11 protein-coding genes are annotated in these 12,069 nt (G+C 64.2%); 2 read left to right on the top strand and 9 right to left on the bottom strand.

All coding sequences use genetic code 11. The annotated features are described in order from the left end of the window. Nucleotides 1–112: 112 nt before the first annotated feature. The gene (locus AB0366_RS22890; RefSeq protein ID WP_366245966.1) at nucleotides 113–1,306 is read left to right on the top strand and encodes an MFS transporter; all 1,194 of its coding nucleotides are present in this window, start codon (nucleotides 113–115) and stop codon (nucleotides 1,304–1,306) included. Between the two features lie 65 nt (nucleotides 1,307–1,371). Beyond that, a complete protein-coding gene (locus tag AB0366_RS22885) occupies nucleotides 1,372–2,319 on the top strand; it encodes a LysR family transcriptional regulator (protein WP_366245965.1) in 948 nt (315 codons plus the stop codon). On the opposite strand, the gene AB0366_RS22880 is transcribed toward AB0366_RS22885, so the two are convergent. The 9 genes from AB0366_RS22880 to AB0366_RS22840 form a co-directional block, all read right to left on the bottom strand. Beyond that, on the bottom strand, nucleotides 2,312–3,289 hold the full coding sequence (locus tag AB0366_RS22880; protein WP_366245963.1) for a cyclase family protein: 978 nt from the start codon (nucleotides 3,287–3,289) through the stop codon (nucleotides 2,312–2,314). The genes AB0366_RS22885 and AB0366_RS22880 overlap by 8 nt on opposite strands. Then, nucleotides 3,286–4,011, bottom strand: a complete 726-nt coding sequence (locus tag AB0366_RS22875) for an SDR family NAD(P)-dependent oxidoreductase (protein ID WP_366245961.1) — start codon at nucleotides 4,009–4,011, stop codon at nucleotides 3,286–3,288. Before AB0366_RS22875 ends, AB0366_RS22880 begins: the two co-directional genes overlap by 4 nt. Continuing rightward, nucleotides 4,004–4,978 carry a fumarylacetoacetate hydrolase family protein gene (locus AB0366_RS22870; protein WP_366245960.1) on the bottom strand — a complete coding sequence of 325 codons (975 nt, stop codon included), beginning with the start codon at nucleotides 4,976–4,978 and terminating at the stop codon, nucleotides 4,004–4,006. Before AB0366_RS22870 ends, AB0366_RS22875 begins: the two co-directional genes overlap by 8 nt. Next, on the bottom strand, nucleotides 4,975–5,913 hold the full coding sequence (locus AB0366_RS22865) for a VOC family protein (RefSeq protein ID WP_121869783.1): 939 nt from the start codon (nucleotides 5,911–5,913) through the stop codon (nucleotides 4,975–4,977). The genes AB0366_RS22870 and AB0366_RS22865 overlap by 4 nt, the downstream gene beginning before the upstream one ends. Next, a complete protein-coding gene (locus tag AB0366_RS22860; RefSeq protein WP_366245958.1) occupies nucleotides 5,910–6,926 on the bottom strand; it encodes an amidohydrolase family protein in 1,017 nt (338 codons plus the stop codon). Before AB0366_RS22860 ends, AB0366_RS22865 begins: the two co-directional genes overlap by 4 nt. Beyond that, nucleotides 6,926–8,050, bottom strand: a complete 1,125-nt coding sequence (locus AB0366_RS22855; protein ID WP_366245957.1) for an FAD-dependent monooxygenase — start codon at nucleotides 8,048–8,050, stop codon at nucleotides 6,926–6,928. The genes AB0366_RS22860 and AB0366_RS22855 overlap by 1 nt, the downstream gene beginning before the upstream one ends. Further along, nucleotides 8,047–9,033, bottom strand: a complete 987-nt coding sequence (locus AB0366_RS22850; protein ID WP_366245955.1) for a fumarylacetoacetate hydrolase family protein — start codon at nucleotides 9,031–9,033, stop codon at nucleotides 8,047–8,049. The genes AB0366_RS22855 and AB0366_RS22850 overlap by 4 nt, the downstream gene beginning before the upstream one ends. Nucleotides 9,034–9,175: 142 nt before the next feature. Then, nucleotides 9,176–10,720, bottom strand: coding sequence for an alanine/glycine:cation symporter family protein (locus AB0366_RS22845; RefSeq protein WP_366245954.1), 1,545 nt, complete (start codon nucleotides 10,718–10,720; stop codon nucleotides 9,176–9,178). A 90-nt stretch (nucleotides 10,721–10,810) separates the two neighbouring features. Then, entirely contained in the window at nucleotides 10,811–12,028 is a 1,218-nt protein-coding gene (locus AB0366_RS22840) for an EAL domain-containing protein (protein ID WP_366245952.1), read from the bottom strand. Nucleotides 12,029–12,069: the final 41 nt, after the last annotated feature.

The following is a 12,069-nucleotide window of genomic DNA, read 5'->3' as shown; positions in this document are numbered from 1 at the left end:
ATAGATTCGACTGATACCCACCGTCAGCAATCACGACTTCCCTGATCGCGCGGTGCACCCGAGACTGTGATTCGACCGTGATGTACCTCACTCTAAATCCTGGAGATGGCAGATGACACACCTTGGATCCAGACTCGAGTCCACCGAAAGGCAGGCCGGCCGCAAACACGGGCTGTTGCTCGTATCGATGAGCTGTCTACCCGTTCTCGGGGCCGTTCTGCTTGCGCCGCTGCAACCGCAGATGCTCGAGCATTTCTCCGAGACCGCGGGCGTGAACGCGCTCGTGCCGCTCACGATCACCGCTCCAGCACTCATGATCGGTCTTCTCGCGTTCGCGGCAGGACGAATCGCGGACGGCCTCGGTCGCATACGGCTACTCACCGTCGCCCTCGTCCTGTATTCCGTATGCGGCATCGCCCCGCTTCTGCTCGATTCCCTGCCACTGATCGTCCTCTCGCGTCTCGGTGTGGGAATTGCGGAAGCCGGGATCATGACGTGCTGCACCACCCTGATCGCCGACTACTTCACGGGCAAACAGCGGGCTCGGTACTTCGGACTGCAGATTGCGTTCACCTCGTTGTCGGCAGTCGTCTTCATCGCACTCGGTGGGGCGTTGGCACAGGACACGTGGCGGACGCCGTTCTGGCTCTACTCGGTGGGCATCGTCTTCGCCGTCGTCGTGCCGTTCGTGCTGTGGCAACCCAACGCAGATACCGAGTCCGGCACGGTGCACAGCCTCGCGTGGCGGCCCCTTGCCCTGCCACTGACCGTCACCTTGTTCGGAGGAGCCGTCTTCTACACACCGATCGTCCAGATACCGCTCAAACTCGACGGCGTCGGCATCGACAACCCGGGGACGATCGGGGCGATCAGCGCCATCGTCGCGGTCGCGACCGCGGCGTCTGCCTTCATGTTCGGACGGATCTCCGATCGTGGCCCGAAGGTGCTGCTGCCCATGGCATTCGGAGTTTCCGGTGTCGGTCTGGTCGTCGTGGGGCTTGCCCCGAATGCAGCGATGGTCGCCGCCGGAGGAATCGTTGCCTCGGCCGGATCGGGAATGCTGCTGCCGACCCTGCTGATGTGGGTGATCGGTGAGCTCGAGTTCGCGCAACGCGCTCGCGGTACGGGAGCCTTCACCGCATCGATCTTCCTCGGGCAATTCCTCAGCCCGCTCGTGGTGCTCGCCTTTGCGCTCGCATTGGGCGGATTGACCGCAGCCCTCGCAGCTTTGGGAGTACTGGCAGTGCTCACTGCGCTCCTCCTCCGTAGTTCGCAGAGCGTACGGAAACTGTCACTGCAACCGTGACATCGGCTGCGCCCCATATATCGAACCCGCTGCTTCACGCAGTCGAGCGGAGATAGGCTAGCTCAATGCGGGAAGTGCACAGTGTCGCCAATCTGGATCTCAATCTTCTCGTCTCACTCGATGCACTGCTTCAGCATCGCAGCGTGACGAAGGCTGCGAATCAATTGGGATTGAGCCAGCCTGCGCTGTCGGCCGCACTCGGCCGGCTGCGCAGGCATTTCGACGACAACCTGCTCTACCGCGTGGGCAACGAATATCACCTGAGTCCCTTGGCTGCCGAGCTGCGGCAACGTGTGCGCCTCGCACTCGACGGCGTCGAACGCGTCTTCTCCGCACAGCCTGATTTCGACCCGGCGGAGAGTACGCGTGAATTCAGTATTCTGGTGAGCGACTACGGAATCGGAGTTCTGGGTGACACACTGGCAGGACTGTTTGCCGACGCCGCGCCCCGAGCGCGTCTGAGATTCGGCCCTACCAGTCCGGACCTGGTTGCCCGCGCCGAGCATTCCTTGCTCGGATCAGACCTGATGCTGGTTCCCCACGGATTCGTCACCGATCTTCCGCACCAGGATCTGTACCGGGACCGGTGGGTGATGGTGCTCTCGTCCGACAACGACGACGTGGGCGAATCGATGACGACGGACGATCTGAGAACGTCGCCCTGGGTCGTGGTCTATCACGGTCAAACCGCGTCGACGCCTGCTGCGCGGCAATTGCGCATGCTCGGGATCGAGCCGACCGTGCAGGTGATCACCGAAAGCTTCCTCACGGTGCCGCAACTCGTCGTCGGCAGCAAACGAATTGCGCTGCTACAGGAGCGCTTGGTTCACTTGCTGCCGTTGAACGTCGGGCTCCGGACCGTCGCCTGCCCCGTCGACGTCGGGGAATTGGTGGAGGCCATGTGGTGGCACCCGGTCTACGAGCGGGATCCCGAACACCTGTTCCTTCGCGATCTGGTCACCCGAGCGGCCTCGATGGCCACCGACGAGCCCGGCGTGCCCTGGCCTACTTGACGGCTATCGGATTCACCGGGGCCCCGACCGCACCCGTGACCGGAATCGGTGCGGCGGTGAGGAAGAACTCGTACGTACCGTCCCCCGCACAATGCTCCGCCAGGGCATCGAGGTCCCACATCTCGCCGAGGAACAAGCCGATGTTGGGGATCGCCACCTGGTGCAGCGGCTGGAACGCCACGTCGAACTCGTTCGGCCGAACCTCGAATCCCCAAGTATCGGTGGCGATTCCGGCAATCTCACTGTCGTGCAACCAGTCTGCGGTGGTGAACGACAGGCCCGGCGCCGGACCGCCCGCGTACTCACCCCAACCGCAACGGCGCGCTCGGGTGAGCTGCCCGGTGCGGACCAACACCAGATCTCCCCGCCGGACCGTCGACGACGGTCCCTGCGCTTCGATGGTGGCCTCCAGATGCGCTGTGGTGATCGCGAATCCGTCGGGTAGTTCACCGCTTTCACCGCAGTGCCGGCCCACATCGAGCAGGACTCCGCGTCCGACGATGCCGTTGGCGACGGTTTCGATTCCGGTCACGGAATCGCCGAGCGAGGTGACGACCTTGTCGGCGTCGCGTCCGTTCCACGCCTTGCCGTGATCGAAGATGTGCCCCAGCCCGTCCCATTGCGTCGAGCACTGCAGGGGCATCGACACCACGTCGTCCGCTCCCCCCAGTCCGTGCGGGAAGCCCTGAATTCCGCTGACGGCGTCGGTACCGGTGTCGAGCATCGTGTGGACCGGATTGGTTCGCCGCCGCCAGCCGCGCTGAGGGCCGTCCATGTCGAAGCTCTGAGACAGCGAGAACGAGACGCCGGAGCGGACGAGACCTGCTGCAGCGCTACGTATGTCGTCGGTGAGAAAGTTCATGGTTCCCAGGACGTCGCCCTCACCCCATCTGCCCCAGTTCGAGTTTCGTGCAGCCGCGGTGGCGATCTCACCTTCGGGATCGGTTCGATCGAGCGAAACATCGCTCATGTGGATTCCTTTCGATTGTCGGCGCGGAGCGCGTCCGCGATGGATTTGACGCCGCCGTGCGAACTCGCTCCGCCGTCGACGGGGATTTCTGCACCCGTGACGAACGACGAGTCGTCTCCGAGCAGGAACACCGCGACTCGCGCGACTTCCTCGGCGTCGCCTGCTCGACCCAGCGGAGTCTCCGCAATCGATGACTCGCGAAAGACTCCGGGAGCCGAGCGGGTCATCGCGGTATCGATGAATCCCGGATGCACGATGTTCACTCGCACACCCCGTGATCCCCATTCGAGGGCAGCAGCCTTGGTCAATCCGCGCAACGCCCATTTGGCGGCGGTGTAGGCCACCGGGTAGTGCGCGGTCAGTGCCGCAAGCGATCCCAGGTTCACGATCGAACTGCCCGAGGGCATTCGAGCACCGACGGCCTGGACAGCCAGCAGGGTGCCGATCACGTTCACCGAGTAGATCCTCGCCATGTCGTCGGGCCGCACGTCGGAGAGGCGGGATCGCCACGTGATGCCCGCGCAGTTCACCAGCCCGTGTACGGGGCCGTCGATCGAGTCCATCAGTGCGGCCCAGTTCTGCTCGCACGTCACATCGAATCCGCTCACGTGGTCCACCCCGACGACCGTTGCGCCGTGGTCCCGCGCGCACGCGGCCACCGCACGTCCGATGCCTCCATCGGAGCCGGTGACCACGACGACCCGACCCGTCAGATCAGACATGACTCGTCCGTGCTCGATTCTGCTCACGATCGGGACGCCTCGCCGGTGGCACGCGCGGCGTCGATCGCGGGCGACCGACGGTGTTGGTGATCGATCCGATTCCGTCGACCGTCATCGTCACCACATCCCCGAAGGCCAGGGGCTCGGGACTCTGTTCTCCCCTTCGACCCCACAGTTCGGCCAGACACCCACCGTTACCTACGGTTCCACTGCCCAACACGTCACCCGGATGGACCCAGGAGTCACGTGAGGCGTAGGCCAGCATGGAATCGAAGGTCCACCCCATGTTCGCGAGCGAATCGCGTCCGATTTCCTCACCGTTGACCTCCACCGAGCAGCCGACCTCGAAGAATCCGTCCTCGGTGCGATACGCGTCGAACTCGTCGGCCGTGACGATCCAGGGCCCGAGCGTGTTGGCGAAATCCTTGCCCTTCGCAGGCCCCAGGCTCACTTGCATCTCGCGCCGTTGAATGTCGCGAGCCGACCAGTCGTTGAGGACCGTGTATCCGAAAATGTGCCCACCGGCATCGTCCACGGACACGCTCGAGCCCGATCTGCCCACCACCGCAGCGACTTCCAACTCGAAGTCGAGATCGACACATGCCTCGGGCGGACGAACGGTGTCGCCGGTCCCGTGCACCGTGTACGGGTTGGTGAAGTAGAACCGAGGTGCCTCGTACCACGCGTCGACCACACCTACCGCACCGTCGACGCTGCGGCGTACTCCTTCGACGTGTTCCTCGAAGGTCACGAAGTCTCGAATGGTGGACGGCTGCAACGGTGCAAGGAGGCGGACATCCGATACCGGAACTCCGACTGCTTCGACCGCCCGCGCTCCTGCGTCGAGCGCTGCGGGCAGGCCGGCCGCGAGCAACTCGGCCATGGTGCAGTCCAGCGAGTGGACCATGCCGTCGTCGACGACGCCGGCCGTCGTCTCGCCGCCGTGAACGTACGTTGCGAGGATCATGCCGGCGGTGCCACGAACAGACCCTTGTCCGGATCGTTGAAGGATCTGGTGGCCACGAATTCGTTCATCGCATTCGCGGTGCCCCACTGGTCCGAGACCTCCGGCAGCGAGAAGTCGAGCAGATGGGGATGCCACGTGTCCTCGTCGAGAGTCTCGAGTTCGGTGGTGTACTCCATGGTGTTTCCGTTGGGATCGAGAAAGTAGGAGAAGGTGTTGTTTCCGGCCTGGTGACGGCCGGGACCCCAGATCTTCTCCACCCCAGCCCTCAACATCCGGCCGGTGCCGCGCATGTATTCGTCGAGACCACGCAGCTCGAAGGACGCGTGGTGCAGCGAAACGTGCGGTCCGCGGGCGACGGCCATGCTGTGGTGCTGCGCGTTGGTGCGCAGGAACCACATCATGTTGCCCATCCGTGGATGCATCAGAGTGTCGGAGAGCTTGAAGCCGAACCACTTGTCGTAGAACTCGACGGTCTTCTCGGGGTCGGGCGAGTTCAGAACGACGTGCGAGAGTTTGACCGGAATGGATTCGCCCTCTTCGACTTTTCGATGCCGGCGCACCGCGACGTCGGACGACACCTCGATCGTCCTACCGTCGATGTCGAAGAATCGGAACCCGTACCCGCCGCCCATGGTCTGCAGGGTGTTCGGCTCGTTCACCAACTGCACTCCTCCCACCGCGAGGCGCTCTGCCAAGGCGTCCACCGCTGCGGCGTCCGACATCCCGTAGGACACCAGGTCGAGTCGCTTGTCGGAATCCTTGCGGATCCGCACCACGTACTGCTCGGGCGAACCTTCGGCGGCGAGATACGTGATGTCGCCGTCGGTTCCGACCGCGGTCAGTCCCCACTGGCGGGTGTAGAAATCGAGTTGCTTGTCGAAGTCCGGTACCGCGAGATCGACATGGCGGAGGTGTGTGAAGGCGTAGTCGTTCATGAGTTCACTCCTGTTGGTGCGGGCGACAATCCGAGACGTTCGGCGTTGCCACTGAGAATGGATCGGGTGACGTCGGCAGAGAGTTCGGCCGCGCGTAGTTCGGCAACCGGGTTTTCGTTGCCCATGTCGAACGGATAGTCCGAGCCGAGAACCACCGACTGTGGCCCCACGGCATCGATCAGCGCGCGCAACGCACCGGGACCGTGGACGAGGCTGTCGAACGTGATCCGACCGAGATAGTCACTCGGCGGTAACGCGCAACGCCGAGCCTCGGGTCGGACCCGCCACGCATGGTCGGATCTCCCCAGGTACGTGGGGAGGTACCCGCCGCCGTGCGCGGCAACGACTTTCAGGCCCGGGTGGCGGTCGAGCACACCGGAGAAGATCAGATGGGACAGGGCGACCGCGTTCTCCACCGGCTGTCCTACGGTGTTGGACAGGTAGTACCTGTCCAGGCGCTCGTCCAGCGAGCATCCGAAAGGGTGCAGGAAGACCACTGCACCTAGATGCGCTGCTCGGCTCCAGAACGGCTCCAGACGTTCGTCCGACAGCTCCACACCCGGTGCGAACGAGGATATTTCCACACCGGCGAGCCCGCAGGTGAGCACAGCGTCGTCGAGCGCATCGACGGCTGCATCCGGGTGTTGCAGAGCAATCAGTCCAAGGCCGGTCAATCGGCTGGGCTCCTCCGCGACGAGTGCGGCGATTCCGCGATTCGCACTCGACGTCACCACTTCGGCCAGTTCGCGATCGGCCCAGTAGTGATACTGCGAGGGCGAGGGAGACACCACCTGCACGTCGATTCCAGCGGCATCCATGTCCGCGATCCGACGATCGATCGAAGTGAGCTGCGGAATTCTCGACGCCACCATCCGGCCCGAAACCTGCTGCGACTCGGAACCGTTGCGCAGCGCATCGAGTGCGCGGTGCGCGGCCAGGCCAGGGTGACCCGCAACCACGGCCTCGACCTCGGGCACGATGGCATGTGCGTGGACGTCGATGATCGGACGCATCAGGGCACCTCGGTGACGAGTGCGGACACCTGCCCCATCACTGCGGGTACGTCGGCGTGAGGATCGCACTCGAGCATCCAGGTACAGATCTGCCGTGAGGCCTCCACCACCTGTTTTGCACGGGGTAGCCGACGCGCGACGAAGGCATCGAGAACCGCGTCGTCGACGGTGTCGGCGGCGAGCACCATCTCGGCGAGCACCAGCGCGTCCTCGAGCGCTTGTGCCCCGCCCTGAGCGACGGTGGGTGGGCAGCAATGTGCCGCATCGCCGATCAGCACGACGCGGCCTCGATGCCACCGTCCTTCGAGGACGTGGCTCTCGAACCAGGTGTAGTTGATCTTCGTGGAATCGCGCAGTTGCTCCCGGATCTCGTCCCAGGGCCCGTGATACTGCGAGGCCAGGTTCTGCATCACCGCGAGTCGTTCCTCTGCCGTCGAGTGCGTGTGGTCCTGCGCGGCCTCGACGATGTAGGCGTACAGCGAGTCCTCACCGGTCGGGCAGTAGCCTGCGATGAAAGCTGCTCCGCCGTAATAGAGCTCGGTACGGACGACGCTTGCCGGACGTGGTCCGACCAGACGCCAGATACCCATTCCGGTGCGCTCGGTCTCGAGTTCGATCCCGAGTGTGCGACGCGTCCACGACCGCACCCCGTCCGCGCCGATCACCAGGTCGTAGTGGCTCTCGGTGCCATCCGAGAACGTGACCGATGTACCGGTCTCGCTGTGCGCCAATCCATCCGGGACAGTGTCGAATCGAATCTTCGCTCCCGCGCGTTCGGCAGCGTCGTGCAGGATTCCGGCGAGGACGGGTCGTTCCATACCCATTCCGGCAGGAAGATCCGGTCCACCGGTGCGGGCGTCGTCCATCTCGACGATGACAGTGCCGTGGGCGTCGGGGGCGCGGATCCCGATGGTGTCGAATCCGTAGCCGCAGGCCCGAACGTCGTCCCAGACCCCGAGCTCTCGCAGTGCGCGCAACGCGTTGCCCTGCAAAGTGATTCCGGACCCGCTCGCGCTCGACCGTGGCGCGGCCTCGACGACGTCCACGGACGCTCCGCCTCGAGCCAGTGCGATGCTCACTGCCGACCCGGCGATTCCGGCTCCGATGACCAACACCGATGTCATGACGCGCTGCCCACGACCGGTGTCTGCTGGTAGCCCAGACCGGTGATGGTCGATGTCATCACGTCGCCGTCGCGCAGCAACCGACCCCAGTGCATTCCGTTGCCTGCCGGACTGCCCGTCAGAACGAGGTCGCCGGGCAGCAGTCGTACAGTCTGTGAGACGGCAGAGACCAGAGCTGCCACGTCGAAGAGCATGTCCTGGGTGGATTCGTCCTGCATTGTCGTGCCGTCGAGTTCGAGGGTCAGCCGCATCTGCGCGACGTCGCCCGCGTCGTCCTTCGGCACTATCCACGGACCGAGTGGCAGAAAGCCCGGTGCGTTCTTCGCCCGCAGCCAGTCGGTGCCGATTTCGGGCATGTCGCGCCGGAACACCAACTCACGCGTGGTCAGGTCGTTTGCGATCGTATAGCCGGCGATCACGTCGAGCGCCTCGGATCGATCCAGGCGGTAGCCCGAACGTCCCACGACGGCAACGAGTTCGAGCTCCCAGTCGTTCTTGGAAGTACCGGGAGGCAGGACGACCTCGTCGTACGGGCCGGTGATCGCCGAGGGCAATCCGACGAAGAAATACGGATCGCCTTCCGCCGCACGCTTGTCCATCATGGCCGCGGTCTCGGCGCGAACCTCGTCCTCGGTCCTGCCGTCGGCGATGTCGGCATGCTTGACCGCGAGATCGATGACGTGAGTGCGGTAGTTGGCTCCGGCCTGCAGAATCTGGCGGGGTTCGACGGGCGCATGCACCGTGGCATCGGAGGCGTCGGTCCATTGTCCGTCCGCATCGTCGAACGAACGCAGAACCGGCAGTACCCGATCCCAGACCTCGAACAGATCACGGGTTGTGATCGGTGCCGAGAGGCCGAGCCGATCGGCCACCGAGTCGAGATCCAGCAGCCGACCGCTCTTCAGTAGAACGGCGTGCGGCTTGCCGCCGGTTTCAGCGGTACCGACCGCGAAGTTGGGCAGAGAAATTGTTGAAATGTCCACGAAGGCCGACTTTCGTTGTGGCGTGTATGTGACTACCACCACTGTCGAGCACTAGGGAACATCAGTCAAAGAGATATACCTGATAACCGAAATCGACGAGACTGATACCACCCAGTCTCGCCGATTCGGTTCGTCCGACCCGTCACACCTCGGCGTCGACCTTGTCCGGCTCGCCTCGGCGCATCGCCAGGTACTCGGAGAGCTCGCGCTTGACCACAGGCAACAGCAAGTACAGGCCCGTGATGTTGACCAGCGCCAGCAGGAACAGGGTCGCGTCGGCGAAGTCGAGCACCGAACCGAGCGACAGCACGGTTCCGATGACGGTGAACACGCAGAACATGACGTTGAAGAAGCTGCGCGACAGGCGGCTGCGTCCGAACAGCGACGTCCACGCCTGCAGCCCGTAGTAGGCCCAGGTGATGGCAGTGGACAGCGCGAACAGCGCGACTGCAACCGTCAGTACGTACGGGAACCACGGCAGCACGGTCTCGAAAGCGTCGGACGTGAGGGTCACACCTCCGGCGGGAAGCTCGCCCGTCTCGGCGACGATCGCCCGCTGGTCCTGCCAGGTGACGGTATTGGCGATCACGATGGTCAGTGCCGTCGCGGTACAGATGACGACCGTGTCGATGAAGGGTTCGAGCATGGCCACGAAGCCCTCGGTGACCGGATGCCTGGTCTTGACGGCCGAGTGCGCGATGGCAGCCGAACCCAGTCCGGCCTCGTTCGAGAACGCGGCGCGCTGGAATCCGATGATCATGACGCCGAGTACACCGCCGGCCACACCCTCGGGCGAGAACGCACCCTCGAAGATCGCGGTGAACGCCGTGGGGACCGAACGGAAGTTGACGGCGATGACGACGCCGCACGCGACGATGTAGACCAGCGCCATGGTCGGCACCAGCTTGGCAGTGACCGCCGAGATCGACTTCATGCCGCCGATGATGACCAGTCCGATGATCAGCGCGATGACGATACCGAAGACGGCCTTGGCTCCGTCGGAGCCGAGGAACCCGTCGTCACCGCCGGTGACCGAACGGACCTGCGCGTACGTCTGATTGGCCTGGAACATGTTTCCGCCGCTGATGGCGAAGAACGTGATGACGATGGCGTAGAAGACGGCCATGACCTTGCCGACCTTGGCAAGTCCCCGCTCTGCGAGACCCTTGGTCAGGTACTTCATGGGCCCACCGGAGACGGTGCCGTCCTCGTTGATGTCGCGATACTTCACGCCGAGTGTGCACTCGACGAACTTCGATGCCATTCCCAACAAGCCGGCGAGGATCATCCACAGGGTGGCACCCGGTCCACCGAGCGTCACTGCGACGGCGACACCGGCGATGTTGCCGAGCCCGACGGTTCCGGACACTGCGGCGGTGAGCGCTCTGAAGTGGCTGACTTCACCGGGCGCGTCCGCCTCGTCCTCCTTGCCGCTGACGAGAATCAACGCACGTTTGATTCCGCGGACCTGGATGAACTTGAACGCCACCGTGAAGACGACGGCACCGACGATGAGCCAGAGGACGATCAGCGGGACGGCGGCTCCACCGATATTCACGGTGAAGAAGACGACATTCGACACGGCAGCGGAGATCGGATCGAAGGCATTGTTGATCGCCGTCTCGATGGAGCTGATCGTGCCTCCGTCCGCGGCCAGTAAATCGGTTGCGAGGGGGTGAGAGCTCATGGCTTCGAGTGAACAGCACGTGGACGGCAGAGGACGCGATTTACCGAATTTCGCGCGATAATTTACGTGATCTTGACCGAGGCCGGAGACTCACTCCGCAGATCTGGCCGGGATTCGTCTCAAAAGCACTGTTGCAGCATCCAGTACGACATGGCGGTCGTAGGTGAGGCGGTAGTCGTACATCGGGGTGCCGTCCTCGGCCGTACCTCGCTCTACCGCGATGAGCGCCACGCTCGACATAGGAGCCACGATCACGATCGACCGTTCCAGCGCCAACGGTTCGTCCGCGCCCACGACCACAGTCCGGAAGCCGGCGGCGGGCGGGGCGGTGTGGGAGTCGAAGACCGCCGTCAGCGCAGTACGTGCAGCAAGGTCTTCGAAGATCGCTTCGCGCGCAGGCGTCAGGCCGGTGGACGCGCTCACCGTCGCCAGTACGACGGTCGAGGAACCGGTGCCGTACGCACTGTGCAGCAAACTGTTCTCGATCGCGTCGAGCAGAGTCGAATCCGCGTGCCTGCGAGCGCCGAGCACATGAGTGAGGCCGTACGGCGTGACCGCCACGGGGGCACGCACGGTCACCGTTCCATCCAGCTCGAGCGAACGGGCCGGCCCCTGCACCTCACCGAAATCCGGGAGAGCGTCCGGTGCGCCGTAGAGGTATCCCTGACCGAGAACGGCGCCCATGGCTCGCGCACAACTCTCGTGTTGCTCGGTTTCGATTCCCTCGGCCAAGACCAGCGCACCGGTGCGTTCGGCCTCGGCGGCGACGGCAGCGACGATCGCGGCGGTCTCGTTGCTCGAATGCCCCTGTACGAGTGCCATGTCCAGCTTGATCACATCGGGACGCAGCAGTGGGATCAGCGCCAGGCTGGACGAATCCGCCCCCACATCGTCGATGGCGACTCGCCACCCCAGGTTTCGAGCGTGCTCGGCCGCCCTCAGCAGACCGGCCGGATCACCCATCAGGTCTCGCTCGGTGATTTCGACGAAGATGGACAGCCGCGACGCGTCGGCGAGAATCGGTAGGTAGTCCCGAGGAGGCGGTGCATCGAGGGCGATGGGTTCGGCATTGACGAACAGTGCGAGCTGGTCGGGATAGCCGGAGTCGACGGCACCGCGCAGCGCGCTGAGTCGGCACCGCCAATCGAAATCGGCAGTGACGCCCTGTTCCCGAGCCACGCGCAGCAGTTCCGGCGGCGGAATCGAGGCACCGTCTCCACAGGTCCGCACCAACGCTTCGTAACCCACGACGACGCGTCCGTCCAGCGTGACGATCGGCTGATAGACCGACGTGATATCGACCGACATCGGCGAAATCTCGGCACCCGTCGAACGTCGGTGCATGGGTT

The organism is Rhodococcus sp. NPDC076796, from assembly GCF_040702765.1.
GTDB lineage: Bacteria > Actinomycetota > Actinomycetes > Mycobacteriales > Mycobacteriaceae > Rhodococcoides.
Note: the sequence above shows the minus strand (reverse complement) of the source record. Positions and strands in the feature narration are given on the sequence as shown.

Bases quoted from the DNA above. Each gene is read 5' to 3' on its own strand.
- AB0366_RS22890 (WP_366245966.1), top strand. From the start codon at position 113: ATGACACACCTTGGATCCAGACTCGAGTCCACCGAAAGGCAGGCCGGC.
- AB0366_RS22885 (WP_366245965.1), top strand. From the start codon at position 1,372: ATGCGGGAAGTGCACAGTGTCGCCAATCTGGATCTCAATCTTCTCGTC.
- AB0366_RS22880 (WP_366245963.1), bottom strand. From the start codon at position 3,289: ATGAGCGATGTTTCGCTCGATCGAACCGATCCCGAAGGTGAGATCGCC.
- AB0366_RS22875 (WP_366245961.1), bottom strand. From the start codon at position 4,011: ATGTCTGATCTGACGGGTCGGGTCGTCGTGGTCACCGGCTCCGATGGA.
- AB0366_RS22870 (WP_366245960.1), bottom strand. From the start codon at position 4,978: ATGATCCTCGCAACGTACGTTCACGGCGGCGAGACGACGGCCGGCGTC.
- AB0366_RS22865 (WP_121869783.1), bottom strand. From the start codon at position 5,913: ATGAACGACTACGCCTTCACACACCTCCGCCATGTCGATCTCGCGGTA.
- AB0366_RS22860 (WP_366245958.1), bottom strand. From the start codon at position 6,926: ATGCGTCCGATCATCGACGTCCACGCACATGCCATCGTGCCCGAGGTC.
- AB0366_RS22855 (WP_366245957.1), bottom strand. From the start codon at position 8,050: ATGACATCGGTGTTGGTCATCGGAGCCGGAATCGCCGGGTCGGCAGTG.
- AB0366_RS22845 (WP_366245954.1), bottom strand. From the start codon at position 10,720: ATGAGCTCTCACCCCCTCGCAACCGATTTACTGGCCGCGGACGGAGGC.
- AB0366_RS22840 (WP_366245952.1), bottom strand. From the start codon at position 12,028: ATGTCGGTCGATATCACGTCGGTCTATCAGCCGATCGTCACGCTGGAC.